Raw genomic sequence first — 16227 nt, 5'->3', positions numbered from 1 at the left:
CGGGGCTCACGCCGGATCGACAGGTCCGGCGTCGGGGTCCGCGGCCGGCGTCAGCAACCGCGTCCGCATCAGGTCGAGGACCTGGTCGAGCGCGGCGCGGGTGGGCTGACCGGGCTCGTCGATGAGGTGCTCGGTCAGCACCGAATGCGGGGGCAGTAGCCCGTCCGGGTTCGCGGCGCCGCCGTCGATTTCGACGGCCACGAAGGCGTCGCCGAGCTGTTCGCGGAGGAAGTCGAAGCGTTCGGCCGGTGAGAGACGGTCGGAGTCGAAGCGCAGTCCCAGGACGGTCAGCCCGTTCGCGCAGCGCTGCTTCACCCTGGCCAGGTCACCGGGCGAGATGTCGATGGTTCGCCGTCGGCGCGCGGAGACGGCGAGGGGCAGCGAGGGCTGCGACAGGACCGGGGCGACCAGGACGTCGTCAACGGCCATCGCGAGTGCGTAGCCACCGGTGAAGCACATGCCGACCGCGCCGACCCCCGGTCCGCCGCACCGATCGTGCTCGTGGGCCGCCAGCGCCCGCAGCCACGTGATCACCGGCGAGCTGCGCCCGGTCGCCAGGATCGTGAACTCGCGGCTGACACAGACCGGGACCATGGTGGTGACCGTGTCGGCCGCCGTCGCGACCCGTCCGTGGGTGCCCGGATCCGGATCCCGGCCGGGGCGCCCGAAAAGGTGCGGAAGCACTGCCGTGCACCCGATCTCGGCGACGCGGCGGGCGAACTCGAGCACCTTCGGGGTGATGCCAGGGATCTCCGCCATGATGATCACCGCCGGACCGGTGCCGCGGCGGTAGATCGCGCGCGTCGTGCCGTCGTGGGTGAAATGTGCGGCCTCGAAATCGCTCAGGTTGTCGTCCGGCATCTACCGAGTATGCGGCCGCCGACCCTCCGATGCGACGAAGACCGGCTCCCCGTGTGGGGAGCCGGTCTTCGTCGGGCGGGCGACTACTTCTCGTACACGCGCATCATGCCGGGGCTCCAGAAGCCGGAGCGTCGCACCTCGCCGGTGTCGACGACGGCGGCCTCAGCCTGTGGGAAGTACGGCGTGTACCGCTCCAGTGCGCCCCAGTCGCGGCCCCAGTCGTCGACCAGGTAGGTCGGCACCGTGGATGCCTCCGCGAGCATCTCGGTCCAGCCGAGCGGTCCGCCGTTCTCGTGGGACTGCCAGGTGTCGGTGGAGCTGACCGCGAGCGGGCGGTCGGGGAGGATGCGGAATCCGGGGACCTCGGCGACGCCGTACTTGTGGTCGAACGGGCGCTGGCAGGGGAACTGCAGGCCGACCGCCCAGTCGAGCAGCACCGGCTGGGTTGTGCCGATGTAGTCGTTGAGCGACTGCAGCTGCGGCACCCGCGGCGGGGTGAACGCGAGCCACTGATCGCCGGTCAGGTTCGGGTCGTTCGCGACGATCCGGACCACGTCGGTGCCCGCGGGCAGCTCGTCGATCGGCACCCGCAGGTTCCGCCAGGACGGTGCCGGGCCGATGTCCTTGGGCAGGTAGGTGCCGAGCGCGGTGATCGTGCCGTCGGCCTCGCGGTGCCCGGACTCGAGCAGCAGCGACTGACCGTAGGTGACCTCGCCGTCCTTGCTCTCCGACCAGATGCGCCCGGCCGCGGAGATCACGACCAGAGGCGACTGCTCGCTGCGGGCAGGCAGTCCGTACCAGCTGGAGGTCAGGCTGGCCGGCTCCTGGATCCCGGTCTGGTAGCTGCCAAGGACCGGGGTGGTCGCGGGGTTCAGGCCGTACGGCAGCTTGACGTTGCTGCCGTTGACGCCGACCGCCCCGGTGCCGCCCTCGGTGCCGGCGCCCGCGCCGGTGGCGAAGTTCGGGCCGACCGTCTGGCCGTCGGTGTTCGACTGGCCGGGCTTGACCTCGGTGTAGTCCGCGGACAGGTCGGTGGGCACGCCGTTCGGGCTGAACCCGGTCGGATCGCTGCCGCCGAGGGGGTTGTTCGGATTCAGGGGAGGATCCGACGGGTCGATGACCGGCTGCAGTCGGCCGGCGTTCGGATCCGCCTCGGTCAGCACGTCGTCGGCCAGACCGCACGGCGACCCGGTGACGGCGTCGATGTTGGAGCGGGCCAGCGAGTACGCCGGGTACTGGGAGACCGCGCCCTTGGCCAGCGAGAGCACCTCGAACAGCACCATCAGCGCGGCCACCACCGTCAGCGGCACGGCCGCGAACTTCTTGATGCGCCTGCCCTTCTCGCTGGACGCCTTCACCTCGGTGCCGATGAAGTCCTCGCGGAAGTACTGCCATGCGACGACCAGCACGGCGACGACGAACAGCGCGAGCAACGCCGAGTTCAGCTGCCTACCGCCGAGCGAGACGGTCTTGTCGAACCACGGGATGCCGTAGCTGGAGACGTACCACCAGCCGTTGATGCCGGAGAAGGAGAAGGCGAGCACCAGGAGCAGTCCCGCCGCGAACATGGTGCGGTTGCGGCGCGAGCGCAGCGCGGAGGCGGAGACCGCGACCGCGGTGAGCGCGGCCAGCGAACCGGCGATGCCCGCGTACGCACCGAAGTGGTGGGTCCACTTGGTGGGGTTGAACATCATGAAGAAGATGGTTCCGAACACCACGCCGAGCAGGCGCCACGACGGGCCGACCGCCGCGCCAGGGATCTTCTTGCGGCGCAACAGCACGAACAGCGTGGTGAACAGGCAGAGGATCATCACAAGGAACGCGAACCGGCGGGCCACGGAACCGTCGACCGTCTGCACGAACAGGTAGTAGTACCGGAGGAACTCCTCGTACCAGTTCATGTTCGGGCCGATCAGGCTGCGCACCCGGGTGGCCTCGCGGACGCCCGCGAAGGTCTGGTCGGCGAACACCACGACGAGCACCACGGTGCCCGCCGCGAGCAGCGGGGAGATCAGCGGCCAGGCGCCGACCTCGCGGTGCCTGCGGACCAGGATCCGGACCATCGGCCGGGCGCCGGCCAGCAGGGCCGCCACACACATCAGGCCGGTCGGGGCGGCGCCGAGCGAGAACGCGGCGATCAGGATCGCGACCGCGGCGGGCAGCAGCCTGCCGGTGGCGATGGCGCGCTCCACCGAGCACCAGGTCAGCAGCGCGCCGAGGGCCACGATCGGCTCCGGGCGCAGGCCGTTGTTGTAGGCCATCCAGAACGCGAGGAACACCAGCCCGCCGGTCCACACCGCGGCGGAGCTGTGCCGAACCGCGCGGCCGAGGCGGGGGATCACCTCGCGGCTGATGACCAGCCAGCAGAGGATGCCGGCCAGCAGCGCGGGCAGGCGCATCCAGGGGCTGGCCGTGGAGATCTTGGCCATCGCGGCCAGCACCTCGTAGTACCAGCCGAACGGGGCCTCGGGGACACCGAACCAGCGGAAGTAGTTGGCCATGTAGCCGGCGTGCTCCGACACCCGGGCCATCGTGAGCAGGTAGCCGTCGTCCGCGGTGTTCGCGCCGATGAAGTGCCAGACCAGGAGGACGCCGACGACCGCGCCGTCGACCGGCTTGAACCGCCACCAGTGCGACGGGAAGAAGCGCCGGTGGCCGCGGCCGTCGGTGCCGTCGAGACGGGCGAGCGCGACCAGTGAGGAGATGGTCAGCAGGACTGCGAGCACCATCGCCGCGCTCTTGATCAGCGTGGGGGAGGAGGTGAACCGGGAATCGATGTTCGCCGTCAACGAGAGTCCGGCGGGGGCGGGGCCGTCCAGGCTGGTGAAGACGCCGACCACCTGAGGCCGCAGGTCTCCGGTCAGGGTGCCGGTGACCGGGTTGCCGCCGATGGACAGCCCCTCGAAGGTGGCGGTGGTGCTGTTGATGTCGGAGCTGAAGGTGATGGCCGTGCAGCCACCGGCCTCGACCCGGGCCCGCGGGGCGGATGCGACGACCACGTTGCGGTCGAGCACGTCCACGGTGTCGGCGGTGACCCGCATGAACATCGCGTTGAGCGGGGCGTCCGTGCCCTGCGGCGGGGCGGTGGCCAGCAGCAGGCCGCCCTCACGGGGCAGCTCGCGGACCAGCGCGCACGGCACCGTCGCCTGCAGGTCGATCGGCACCTGGGCCATCAGCGGCGCGTCGACGCTCGCGGCGACCCCCGCCTGCGGCCAGTTCATGGTGGACGTCGTCTGGGTGACCGGCAGGAACGGCGTCGCCAACGCGAACAGCGCACCGAGCAGACCGGTGACGACCGCGATCAGCCGCGCGGTGCGGTACTTCGCTCTGAAGTCGACCGGTGGCGGCGGTGCGGAAATGGCTGGTTCAGGGGCTGTCACGACGTCGGGCACGGTTCACGATGGTAGGCGAGGGTCGGTCGGCGTTCACATCGCTACGGAGAATCTCTGTAATCGGTGATCCACGCCCCCGTGACGCAGCCCTGAACCCCAGCTCAGCGGCCTGGTCGGCCGCTGCGGCGGAGGGATCGGCTGCGATCACGGGGTTCGCGATCGCAGCCGCCGTCACCGCGCCGGGATCGGCCCCGGGTCCCACAGCCCGGAACGGGTCACCGTCGCGGTGTCCACCCGGGCAGGCACCGCGGATTCGTCGAGCGGGGTGAACCGCTCCAGCGAGCCCCAGTCGCGGTCCCAGTCGCGGTCGAGGTAGCTGGGCATCGTCTGCGCGGCGAGCAGCAGGTCGGTCCAGCCGAGAGGTCCGCCGCCGAGGCTGTCCTGCCAGCCGTTGGTGGAGTCGGCGCCGACCCGGTCAGGCAGGATCCGGTACTCGGGCGCCTCCGCGACCCCGTACTCGTGGTCGAACGGCCGCTGGCAGGGGAAGGACAGGCCGACGGACCAGTCCAGCAGCACCGGTGCGCTCGAGCCGACCACCTCGTTCAGCGTCCGCAGCTGCGGCACCCGGGGCGGCGTGACGGCCAGCCACTGCCGCTGGGAGAGGTCGTGGTCGTTCGCGACCAGCCGCACGGCGGTGGCATCGGCTGGGATGTCGGCCATCGGGACCCGGAGGTTCCGCCACGACGGCGACGGGCCGATGTCGATGGGCAGCAGGCTGCCGCGTGCCTCGATCGTCCCGTCGGCTGCGGGGGCGCCGTACTCGACGACGAGGTCCTGGCCGTAGGTGACGACGCCGTCGGCGTCGACGGACCGGATCCGGCCCGCGGCTGTGACCACCAGGATCGGCGCCGCATCGCTCCGCTGCGTCGATGTACCGGCAGAGCCGGTATCCGGCAGCCCGTACCACCCGGAGGTGAGCTTCGCGGTGGACTGCTCGCCGGTCTGGTAGCTGCCGAGGACCGGGGTACGCGCCGGGTCGAGCCCGAACGGCAGCGCCACGGAGCTGCCGTTGATGCCCGTGCTGCCGGTGCCGCCGCCGGTGCCCGACGCGGTGCCGGAGGTGGTCGTGGTGGCGTCGCTGTCGATGGTGTTCGCGCCGCCCGCGGCCTTGTTCTCCTCGTCGGCGGTCAGGTCGACGGGGACCCCGTTGGGGGTGAAGCCGGCGTCCGACTCCGCGCCCAGCGGATTGTCCGACGGGCTCACCGGGATGAGCGTGCCTGCGTTCGCGTCGGACTCGACGAGCACGTCGTCGGCCAGCGCGCAGGTGTCGCCCGCGAGTGCCTCGACGTTCGAGCGGGCCACCGAGTACGCCGGATACTGCGCGACCGCGGCCTTGGCCAGGGACAGCACCTCGAAGAGCACCACGAAGGCGGCCGCGAGCGTGAGCGGGGAACCGAGCAGCGCCCGCAGCCCGCGCGGCGGGGCCGCCTGCTCCTCCGGCCGGTACGGGGCCCGCAGGTGCTGCCAGCCCGCCAGCAGCAGCGCCAGCACCGCCAGGCCGAGCAACGCGGTGGAGAAGGCGTTGCCGCCGATGGACGGCGGCTTGTCCCACCACGGCACGCCGTAGCTGGAGACGTACCACCAGCCGTTAGAGCCGGTGAAGGCCAGCGCGAGCAGGAACAGCACGCCCGACGCGAACAGCGTGCGGTTGCGGCGCGAGCGGAGCGTGGCCGCGGCGACCGCGACGGCGGTCAGCGCGGCGATGGAAGCCGCCAGGCCCGCGTACACGCCGAAGTGGTGGGTCCACTTGGTGGGGGTGAACATCATCAGCACCAGCGAGCCGAACACGATGCCGAGGATGCGCCGCGACGGACCGGCGGCGGCGCCCGGGATCTTGCCACCCCGGCGCAGCATGATCATCGCGCAGACGACCAGGCAGAGGATCATCGTGAACACGCCGAACCGGCGGGCCAGCGACCCATCCGGGGAGACGTTCATCAGGGCGTCGTAGCGGTGGTATTCGTCGAACCACTTCACGTTCGGGCCGACCAGGGTGCGGACCCGGGTCGCCTCGAGCACGGTCGCGAGGGTCTGGTCGGCGAAGACCACGGCCAGCACCAGGGTGCCCGCCGCGGCGACCGGCGCGAGCAGCGGCAGCCACCCCACCTGGCGGGCCCGCGTGACCAGGATCGCCGTGATCGGCCGGGCACCGACGATCAGCGCGGCGACGGCGATCACCCCGGTCGGCCCGGCCGCCAGCGAAAACGCCGCGATGAGCACGCCGACCGCGGCGGGCAGCAGCCTGCCGGTGGCGATCGCGCGTTCGATCGAGCACCAGGTCAGCAGCGCGCCGAGCGCGATGATCGGCTCGGGTCGCAGGCCGTTGTTGTAGGGCAGCCAGAACGCGAGGAAGACCAGTCCGGCGGTCCAGATCGCGATCCGGTTGTGGCGCACCGCGTTACCGAGGCGCGGGATCACCTCGCGGCTGATCACCATCCAGCAGAGGATGCCTGCGAGCAGCGCGGGCAGGCGCATCCACGGGCTGGCGGTCGAGATCTTGGCCATTGCGGCCAGCACCTCGTAGTACCAGCCGAACGGGGCCTCGGGGACGCCGAACCAGCGGAAGTAGTTGGCCATGTAGCCGGCCTGTTCCGACACCCTGGCCATGTTCAGCAGGTAACCGTCGTCGGAGGTGTTCGCGCCGATGAAGTGCCACAGCGCCAGGGTGCCGACCACCAGACCGTCGACGCCGGTGAACCGCAACCAGTGCCGGGGCAGGAAGCGGCGCGCCGCGCGGCCGTCGGTGTTGTCGAGGCGGTGCAGCGCGATCAGCGCGATCAGCGTGGCCAGCGTCCCGACGACGATCGCGAGCAGCTTGAACACCGTGGGGCTGGAGGAGAACCGCGAATCGATGTCCGCGCGGACCTCGAGGCCGGCGGGGGCGGTGCCCCCTGTGCCGTTTGCGGCGGCGCCCTTGAGGTCGCTGAAGATGCCGACCATCTGCGGGCGCAGGTCGCCTTCGACGTCGACGCTCAGCGGCTCGCCGGCGTCGTCGGTCAGCCCGGCGAAGGTGGCGGTGGTGTGCGCGGCGTCCGAGAACACGGTGATCGCCGAGCACTTCGCGGCGACGTCGGCCAGCGGCGCCGAGAGCAGCACGCTGTTGCGCAGGATCACCTGCACCTCGCGGCCGGTCTCGCTCGCGGGATCGCCCGCGACCTTGACGGTGAGGCCGTCGAGCTCGGCGTCCGCCGCCTGCTTAGGGGCGGTGGAGAGCAGGACCTGCCCGTCGGGCGGTAGCTGCGTCGCCACCGCGCACGGGATGTGCGCGCTGAGGCTGAGCGGTTCGTAGCTGACCAGCGGCGCGGACACGCTGGTCAGTGCGCCGTTCTGCGGCCAGGACACGCTCGCGGTGGTCTGCTTGACCGGCAGCAGCGGGGTGAGGACGGCCAGCAGCAGCCCGGCCAGACCCGCGACAACCGCGATCAGGCGGGCGGTGCGCAGGGAGGTGCGGTCGGCTGGCGTGGATTCAGGCGCGTCGGACACAAGGTCCGATCGTATGGGACGGCGCCCGGGTCAGTGACCCGCGGCGACCAGGGCGCGCACATCCCACACCCAGACGTCGTCGGCGGCATGGCCGCTGTCCCGGAGCAGCTCGCTCACCGTCTCGCGGAGCACCTGACGGTTCTTTCCCGGCGGGAGCACTAGCACGTCGGCCCGCCAGAACCTCAGGTCCGCGACCGCCTGCGCGCGCAGTTCGTCGGTGATCGTCGGCGCCGCGCCGGTCTTGTCCACCTGGGCCAGCAACAGCGCCGTCGGCCGATCGTCCGGGCCGTACTTGGCCTTCTTGGCGGCGCCGGCCGGTCCGACGAAGTAACCGCCCGCGAGCGGGAAGCCGAAATCGGCCTTGGCCTGCCAGGACAGCGCGCGCGCGTCCTCGGGCCTTGGCAGCGGGACCGTCACGACGGAGCCGTCGTCGACGTATCCGCGCCAGGTCCCGTCGGCGAAGAACTCGGGAGCGGGTTTGCGGTCGACCGCGGGGAGCGGCATCGGGGTCAGCGGCAGCAGTGCGAGCACCAGACAGATGCACCAGGGCACCAGCGTCGCCCGCTCGCGGACGGCCCGGTCCGTCGCCATCGCCAGCAGCAGCGCGATGGCGGGGACCGCTCCCATCGCGAACCTGGTCTCGAGCACCGATTCGAGCAGCGGGACGTGCTCGAACCAGGCCCACGGCAGGGTGATCCCGGTCTTGTTCCGCCCGACGGTCAGCTCGGACCCGAGCGAGAGCACGCCCATCGCGAGCGTCGTCACCGTCGCCGCCCGCGCGAGCGGTGAGCGCCACAACCAGGCCGACGCCGCGGCGACGAGGGCCAGCAGGGGCCAGCCGAAGTAGGCGTTCTCCTCGGTGGCGCCGATCGAGACGTCCTGCCCGGGGTTGGTGCGCCCGCCGAGCGACTGCTCCGGGAACTGCAGCAGCGCCTTGAGATCGTTGCCCATCGCCCCGTGGTCGATGACCCGGTAGCTCTGCGGCCCGAAGAACTGCCACCACAACGGGATCGCGGTGATCGCCAGCGCGATCGCCGCCGCGAACAGCAGCGGCCGCCACGCGGACCGCACCGCGGCGCCTGCGAGCCGCGGCCGAAAGGCGAAGTACGCCACCGTGAACACGGCGAAGGACATGGCGCAGATGAGCAGCGGTTCCTCGCCGAGCAGGATCTGCGCCGCGACCAGCAGTCCGAGCGCGATCGTGGTCCGGACGCCCGCACCGCGGCTGAGCCGGATCACGCAGCCGAGGATCAGCGGCAGCAGCGCCAGCGCCACGAAGTTCGGGTGACCGTTGGCGTGCGAGATCATCCCAGGGGCGAACCCGCAGAACAGCCCGCCGACGGCCGCCGCGGCCCGCGACCGCACCGCGAACCGGGACAGCAGCCAGTACCAGGCGAAGGCGGTCCCTGCCAGGCCCGCGGTCAGCACCAGCGTCCAGGTCGCGGTCGGGCCGAACAGCAGCGTGACGGGCGCGAGCGGGATGCTGACGCCGAACATGGCCGTGTTGGCCATCAGGTTCACGCCATCCGGGTAGTTCTGCAGGAGCGTGCCCAGGGGGTTCTCCAGCCGGGTGACCGAGTGCGCCGCGACCGCGAAGAACCACTCCCACATCCGCTGGTCCTGGCCGCTGCCGGTCAGGTAGCCGACGGTGGGGGAGCGCCACTGGCGACCGAGCACCACCATCGCGAGCGCGGTGAACCCGAGCGCGGCGGCCACGTCCGGCCCGGCCCGGTGTCCCCGCAGGCGCCCGACGACGGCGCGCGCGGACCTCGGTGTGGTCGAGGTCCTCGCGGGATCCGCCAGCATCGGTGCCTGGGGCATTGCACGTTCCTGTCCGTCGGCGGGCCGACGGATTGCCGAGCCCTTGGCCCCGGCCACCGTACTCACCGGCCCCTGTGAGGTTCCTGTCGGCGGTCGGCCGGGCTCAGGACCGGGCAGCCACGAAGCGGTCCATGCAGCGCTCCGCCACCGCGGTGATCGTCAGCGCCGGGTTGACCATCGCGGAGGACCCCGGCAGCAGGGCGCCGTCGACGACGAACAGGTTGGAGTAGCCGTCGACCTGGCCCTCGTGGCTGCACGCCCGGCCCATCACCATGCCGCCGAGGCCGTGCCACGTGCACCCGGAGCCGAAGTCGCTGAGCCGGGTGTAGATCGGGATCCCGGTGGCGGGCGAACCGAACCGGGTCTCGGTCCGCTCGTGGAAACGGCCTGCGAAGTTCCGCCCGCGCGCGTCCACGTTGCTGTTCGACTCGCCGAACGGGTAGTTCAGTTCCGCTCGCCCGGTCGCCGGGTTGTAGTCGATCGAGCCGCGTTCGTCCGAGATGACCTGGATCAGGTTCGCCATGTTCGAGCCGCCCGCGATGTCCGGGAACGGCGACGCCTCCCAGGACATCGAGATCGGGCCGTCCGGATTGTCGTCGTCGTACATCACCGCGACGCCGGGGCCGCCCTGCTTGGCGCCGCAGTCCCGGCGCAGGAGTCCGCGGGCGATCAGGAAGTCGCCGTTGTTGCCGTATCCCTTGCCGACGTGGTCGTTCAGCCGGGTCAGCGAGCCCTTCGCCTTGGCGGTCGCGAGCAGCGCGGAGGTGTAGTACGAGCCGGCCGCCATGAACACGTAGTCGGCCACGAGCGTCTGGTGTTCACGCACCGCGCCGGACTCGTCGATCCGCTTGACCACGACCTCGAACCGGTCCTGCCCGGAGATCTCCCGGATCTCGATGACCTCGTGCAGCGGGAGGATCGTCACGTTCCCGGTGGCCTCGGCCTCGGGCAGGTAGTTGCGGTCGACGCTGTTCTTGGCGCCGGAGTTGCTGCCGTACGGGCCCTCACCGATCGAGTACGACGCGGGGGTGCGGCCGGCGAGCTCCGCGCGGACGACGTCCCAGTCGACGCAGAAGTCGTGCAGGACGGGCTCGCCGCCGAAATCCTCGATGTAGTCCAGCCAGGCTCGCGCACCCCGGTAGGCGGGGTTCGCGAGGAGGTCCGCCGGGAGGGGCGAGGTGCCGAGCATCTTCTTGGCGCGCGGGTAGTACGTCCGGTCGAGCTCGTCGTAGTCGATCTGGGCGGGGAAGACCGTGGCGAAATCCTTGCGCCGGGGCTGCGGCGTGAACGCGCCGAACGCGAGCGAGCCGCCGCCGACCCCGACGCCGTAGATGGCGTCGATTCCGTTGCCGTACACCCGGTCGATGAGGCCCGGGTACCGGGCGATGGACTGCAGCCGCGTCAGCTGGTTGATCGGCGGGTGGTCGGCGAACCACGCGGATCGGCCGTCGGGTTCGTTGATCGTGCAGAAGGTGGTGCCGTCCGGGTTGACCGGCCAGCGCCTGCCGCGCTCGAGGACCGTGGTCCGGACGCCGGCCTGGCCGAGCCTCAGCGCCGCGACCGCGCCACCGAATCCGCTGCCGACCACCACGGCGGTCTTGCCGCTCAACGCCGTTGGGGAGGCGCCCGCTCGCGCGGCGGTGAGGGGCCCGAGGGCCGCGCCCGCGGCCAGCGCGCCGACGCTCAAGGCGGCGCCGCGCAGGAGGGACCGGCGGTTCGGGTTGGGTTGCGGTGCTCGCTCGTCGATGGTCACGTCGGCAACCTACGCGGCCGCTGCGCAATCGAATAGTTAAACAATAAATTGGGAGCGCGTCGGATGGCCGCGACGGTGCTCGGTCGGAGGCTGGTGCCGCGCGCCGGATGCCGTGACCGGCTCTGGCAGGGCGCGGTCGAGCGATTCCACGTAGCGGCCGAGCTCGCCGGCCGCGTCGAGCATGGCGAGACCCTGGGCGGTGAGCCGTCGTTGCCAGTCGTCCAGCGCGGCGGCCACAGCGTCTGTGCCGCCGGCGCTTCGGACCTGCTGGACCACGGCGGCGATGCGGTCCAGCGGATAGCCCCCTCGCCGGAGGAGATGGGCGAGGTCGGCGTCGCGGACGTCGATCGCGCGGTAGCGGCGGTACCCGGTGGCCGCGTCGCGTGCCGGGGCGAGGATGCCGGAATCCTCCCAATTGCGAAGCGTCGCAGGGGTGACGCGGAGGTGGTGTGCGAGTTCGCCGATGGTTCTTGTTTCGGTGCCGTCCGATGGGTCCGTGGCGGGACCGGAATCGGCTGTCAGGTGACGCACCGCCTTCCTGACGGCCTCGAGGGTGTCCCGGTCGCGGAGGGACTGGCTGTGGCCGCGGTCGATGATCATCAGGAAGTCGTCGAGTTCGCCATCGTGGAGTGCGTTCATGATCTGTCCGCTTGCCGCATGGCCGTACGCCGGGAGGAGTGCGAGGTAGGCGCGCAGCGCCGCCGCATGCACCTCGGTGTAGACCCGGTAGCCACTGGGCGTGCGGTCGGCGGGTGGGATGAAGCCGTCCCGCTCGTAGTTGCGGACCGCCTGGGTCGAAATGCCGTGCTCGCGCGCGAGGTCGGATGGTCGCAGGTTGATCATCGATTTGAGACTTTACCGGGTATCTCGGTGGCTGATGCTTCACAAGTCTCAACGGATCTTTCAACGATACGATTGAGACACATGAGCCAGGACATCAGAGACTTCGTACCCGCATCATGTGACATTCTCGCGCTCGGAGAGCCGACGCATCTGGAACCCGCGTTCGCGCGGGTCCGCAACGAACTGTTCGCGCAACTGGTCGACCGCGGCTTCCGGTCGATCGCCCTGGAGACCGATCGCGTGGCAGCGCTCACCGTGAACGACTTCGTGCAGGAGGGGGTCGGGAGCCTTGATCTGGCGATGAGCGAGGGCTTCTCGCACGGCCTCGGGGACCTGGAGGCCAACCGGGAACTGGTTGGCTGGATGCGCGACTACAACGAGAACAGGCCGCCGACAGAGCGATTGGCCTTTCACGGCGTGGACGCCTCGACGGAGAACACCAGCGCACCCAGCCCGCGACGCTACCTCGAACACGCCCGCGACTATCTGGGGCTCGACCTCGACATCGCGGGCCTCTGTGGCGATGACGAACGCTGGAGCCGCGCCGAAGCGGTGATGGACTCGGCCGCGTCGATCGGCGCCACGGCCGAGGCCGAGCGGCTGCGGACGACTGCCGACGACCTGCTCACCACGCTCTACGCGCGCCGAATGGCACAGGGCCGAAACGTATCTCACGGCAGGCCTCGGCCTGCTCCGCTACCACAGGCAGGCGGCGCAGCGCATCGACGAGAGCGAGCGGATATCGCTCCTGCTGGGCACCCGCGACGCGCTCATGGCCCGAAACCTCCTCGACATCCGAAGCATCGAGGATCGGCGGGGAGCGACGCTGGTCTTCGCGCACAACAGCCACCTGCAGGAGCGCCCGAGCACCATGCGGATGGGGGAGATGGACCTCGAGTGGTTCAGCGTCGGCGCCATCGTCGGGTCACTGGTGGGCGACCGGTACGCCTTCATCGCGGGCAGCCTCGGCCGCAGCGACGCGATCGGGCTCGGCGACCCGGAACCGGACACCTACGAAGGCTTCCTCCAGGCCCGGGTCGCCACCTGGGGTCTGACGCCCGCCGCCGAGGTCGCCGCCGGTCGCACCCGCACCGACAACACGCCGGCACAGGGCTACTTCCCGCTCGACCGGGCGACCCTCGACACGGTCGGTGCGATCCTGCACATCAGCTCCGGCGCAACGGCGCTCACGCACGCTCCCGGCTAGGCCTCGCCGGGGGCAGGCGGCGAGAGGGTGCGCATCGCCTCGCAGATCGTGGCGTGGATCGTCGACTCCTCGGCGAGGGCGTCGGGATCCCATGTCGGTTCGGGTGCGCCCTCGATCGCCGGGCCGAACAGCCACCACACGTTGTGCCAGGGGTCGACGAACCGGGCGAGGGAGCTGTCGCCGTAGAACGGCGTGGTCGATGTGATCACCCGGGAGCCTCGGTCGCCGGCGCGCCGGAGTACCTCGTCGCAGTCGGCGACGTTCACCTGGAGCAGCGCGGGGGTGAACGCCCAGTCCGGCTTGGAGTCGACGACCATCAGACAGGAGTCGCCGATCCGGACCTCCGCGTGGATCAGCAACCCGGTGTCCACCGCGTGCGCTTCCTCGGTTTCTCGGCCGTCGAGCACCTCGGTGAGGAACCGGATGAACGCCCGGGCGCCGCCAGGGCCCTTCACCGCCGCGAAGGCGTTCAGGCTGCCGTAGCCATTGTGCAGGTCGGAATTGGATCGGATCAGCGCTCTCGTGGTCATGCCTGCGAGGCTGTCATCGAATGCGGTCAGCGGCTGTCCGCGGTTTGCACCGCCGGTAGTCAGGATCGGGCAGCCTGAGAGGGACCAGCATGCAGGGGCGGGTGACCAGGACACCCGGGTCGTGTCGACCCGGGTGACCCTAGCTGGTCGGTGATCGGACTGTTTCTTATCCGTGAGCGGTTCCCCGGGTCATTTCCGCCAGAACAGGTGGTGGGCCACACCACTCGGGCTGGGCACGATCTCGAGGTGGAACCGGTCGCGCAGTTCTTCCGGTGACTCCCAGAGCCGGAGCCCGGATCCGAACGTTATCGGGGAGACCGCCACGTGCATGGTGTCGACGAGGTCGGCGTCGAGGAACTGCTTGATGGCGGTGACTCCGCCGCCGAGTCGGACGTCCTTGCCCTGCGCCGCCTCGCGAGCCTGCTCGAGGATCGTGGCCGGGTCGCCGTCGACGAAATGGAACGTCGTGTCGGAGAGCGTGAACGAGGGCCGCTTGTGGTGGGTCATGACGAACACCGGGGTGTGGAACGGTGGCTCCTCGCCCCACCACCCGCGCCATTCGTGATCCTCCCAAGGGCCGCGCTGGGGGCCGAACTTGTTGCGCCCCATGATCTCGGCGCCGATGTTGCGGGCGAAGTCCCGTGTGAAGTAGTCGTCGAGGCCGCGGCTGCCGCCGGGGTCGGTGCGGGTGGGCCAGCTGGCCGTGGCGCCGCCCCACGCGAACATGGCACCGGGGTCGAGGCCGAACGGGCTCTCGAAGCTCTGGTTTTCCCCGGCGCCGATTCCGTCACTCGAAACATTGAAGTTCTGGACCCGCAGTAGCTGCTGACTCACTCTGTGCTCCCACTCTCGATGATGGTGATCAAAGTAGAGACTCCCCGAGGCGCACAAACTCATCGGAAGGCTGACCGGCATCCCAGGAACGGCAGGCTACGAGGCCGCCTCGCGCCGCGAAGGCGGATCGGCCAGGGCTTCGGCGACCAGGTCCAGCGACAGGCCGAGAACCTGGGCGAGGGCGGCGACGGTGAAGAACGCGGGCGTCGCGATCCGTCCGGTCTCGATCTTGCGCAGCGTCTCCACGGAGATGCCGGCGTCCAGCGCGACCTCGACCATGCTGGCCTCGCCGCGGGCCCCGCGCAGCAGCTCGCCGAGCCGCCTGCCCCGTTCGAGTTCCTCCGCCGTCAGCGGCACGCGCACCATGATGCCTATAGTAATACCGGTATAGTTATTCGCAACCGGAGGTGGAGTGGGAATGGTCGAGATAAAGACCGAGGACGAGGTGCGCTCGATGCGGGCGGCCGGACGGGTGGTGGCGCAGGCCCTCGCGGCGGCGCGTGCCACGGCAGCGGTCGGGGTGAGCCTGCGCGACCTCGACGCGGCCGCCGCGGCGGTGATCCGAGAGGCGGGCGCCACCCCGGCCTTCCTCGACTACCACCCCGCCTGGGCACCGTCGCCGTTCCCCGGCGTGGTGTGCGCCAGCGTCAACGACGCGATCGTGCACGGCATCCCGACGGACCACCGGCTCGCCGACGGAGACCTGGTGAGCCTGGATTGCGGGGCCTATCTCGACGGGTGGTGCGGTGACTCGGCGATCAGCTTCGTGGTCGGCGAGGCCGATCCCGAGGACCTGAGCCTGATCGCGGACACCGAGGCGGCGCTCGCGCGGGGCATCGAGGCCGCGCGGGTGGGGAACCGGATCGGTGACATCGCCGACGCCATCGGCGCCTTCGCCAGGAGCAGGGGGCGTGGGGTCCTCGCCGATCACGGCGGCCACGGCATCGGCCGCGCCATGCACGAGGACCCCGACGTGCCCAACGAGGGACGGCGCGGCCGGGGGATGAAGCTGCGCGCGGGCCTGGTGCTCGCGCTCGAGCCGATGCTCATCGGCGGCGGCACCGACGACTACCGGCACGACCCGGACGGCTGGACGCTGCGCACCCTCGACGGAACCCGCGCGGCGCACAGCGAACACACCATCGCCATCACCCCGGACGGGCCGCTGATCCTCACCGCCGCCTGAGGGCCGCGATCACGAGGCCGCCGTCAGGTGATCGAGCAGCACCGGCGCGAGGGTCTCGGGCGGGACGTCGTGGAAGCCGCCGTTGAGCGCGCGGTGCCGGGCGCCGGGGATCATCTCCGCGGCGCCTCCCACGATGATGATCGGCCGGCCGTCGCCGGACCGCTCGTACGCGATGACGGTGCCGTCCCGCGAAATCGCCTTGTGCACGGGGTTCTGCTGCGGTGTTTCGGACGTCTCGGCCACGGGCTTCCCTCGCTCGTCGGATCGTGTTCCTCTGTACTGACCGGGCGGGGCAAGAAAGTTCATCGCGCGAGACC

11 protein-coding genes and 1 pseudogene are annotated in these 16227 nt (G+C 70.8%); 2 read left to right on the top strand and 10 right to left on the bottom strand.

Annotation, left to right across the window (positions count from 1 at the left end):
- Nucleotides 1-6: 6 nt before the first annotated feature.
- From JOE46_RS16760 to JOE46_RS16735, 6 genes are all read right to left on the bottom strand, one after another.
- Nucleotides 7-861 (bottom strand): dienelactone hydrolase family protein, encoded by an 855-nt coding sequence (locus JOE46_RS16760; RefSeq protein ID WP_209927895.1) that lies wholly within the window; start codon nt 859-861, stop codon nt 7-9.
- A gap of 83 nt (nt 862-944) precedes the next feature.
- On the bottom strand, nt 945-4253 hold the full coding sequence (locus JOE46_RS16755) for an arabinosyltransferase domain-containing protein (RefSeq protein ID WP_097214125.1): 3309 nt from the start codon (nt 4251-4253) through the stop codon (nt 945-947).
- A gap of 171 nt (nt 4254-4424) precedes the next feature.
- Nucleotides 4425-7736, bottom strand: coding sequence for an arabinosyltransferase domain-containing protein (locus JOE46_RS16750; RefSeq protein ID WP_307861295.1), 3312 nt, complete (start codon nt 7734-7736; stop codon nt 4425-4427).
- A gap of 30 nt (nt 7737-7766) precedes the next feature.
- A complete protein-coding gene (locus tag JOE46_RS16745) occupies nt 7767-9557 on the bottom strand; it encodes a glycosyl transferase (RefSeq protein WP_097214124.1) in 1791 nt (596 codons plus the stop codon).
- Nucleotides 9558-9660: 103 nt separating this feature from the next.
- Nucleotides 9661-11304 (bottom strand): GMC oxidoreductase, encoded by a 1644-nt coding sequence (locus tag JOE46_RS16740; protein ID WP_097214168.1) that lies wholly within the window; start codon nt 11302-11304, stop codon nt 9661-9663.
- Nucleotides 11305-11346: 42 nt separating this feature from the next.
- Nucleotides 11347-12153, bottom strand: coding sequence for a TioE family transcriptional regulator (locus JOE46_RS16735; protein ID WP_097214123.1), 807 nt, complete (start codon nt 12151-12153; stop codon nt 11347-11349).
- Between the two features lie 81 nt (nt 12154-12234).
- On the opposite strand from JOE46_RS16735, the pseudogene JOE46_RS16730 reads away from it, so the two are divergent.
- Nucleotides 12235-13360, top strand: a pseudogene (locus JOE46_RS16730) (erythromycin esterase family protein).
- Here JOE46_RS16730 and JOE46_RS16725 read toward each other — a convergent pair.
- The 3 genes from JOE46_RS16725 to JOE46_RS16715 all read right to left on the bottom strand — a co-directional run bounded on the left by JOE46_RS16725 (nt 13357) and on the right by JOE46_RS16715 (nt 15090).
- Nucleotides 13357-13890, bottom strand: coding sequence for a VOC family protein (locus tag JOE46_RS16725; RefSeq protein ID WP_209927894.1), 534 nt, complete (start codon nt 13888-13890; stop codon nt 13357-13359). The pseudogene JOE46_RS16730 and the gene JOE46_RS16725 sit on opposite strands and share 4 nt — an antisense overlap.
- A gap of 189 nt (nt 13891-14079) precedes the next feature.
- Nucleotides 14080-14724, bottom strand: coding sequence for a dihydrofolate reductase family protein (locus tag JOE46_RS16720; protein ID WP_257017819.1), 645 nt, complete (start codon nt 14722-14724; stop codon nt 14080-14082).
- A 96-nt stretch (nt 14725-14820) separates the two neighbouring features.
- Entirely contained in the window at nt 14821-15090 is a 270-nt protein-coding gene (locus tag JOE46_RS16715; RefSeq protein WP_097214121.1) for a helix-turn-helix domain-containing protein, read from the bottom strand.
- A gap of 52 nt (nt 15091-15142) precedes the next feature.
- On the opposite strand from JOE46_RS16715, the gene map reads away from it, so the two are divergent.
- Nucleotides 15143-15910, top strand: coding sequence for a type I methionyl aminopeptidase (map, locus tag JOE46_RS16710; protein WP_209927893.1), 768 nt, complete (start codon nt 15143-15145; stop codon nt 15908-15910).
- A 9-nt stretch (nt 15911-15919) separates the two neighbouring features.
- On the opposite strand, the gene JOE46_RS16705 is transcribed toward map, so the two are convergent.
- On the bottom strand, nt 15920-16153 hold the full coding sequence (locus JOE46_RS16705; RefSeq protein WP_209927891.1) for a hypothetical protein: 234 nt from the start codon (nt 16151-16153) through the stop codon (nt 15920-15922).
- Nucleotides 16154-16227: the final 74 nt, after the last annotated feature.

Origin of the sequence: Rhodococcus sp. PvR099 (assembly GCF_017833315.1) — a bacterium.
Classification (GTDB): domain Bacteria; phylum Actinomycetota; class Actinomycetes; order Mycobacteriales; family Mycobacteriaceae; genus Rhodococcus_G; species Rhodococcus_G oryzae.
This window is presented reverse-complemented; position numbering and strand designations above follow the sequence as displayed.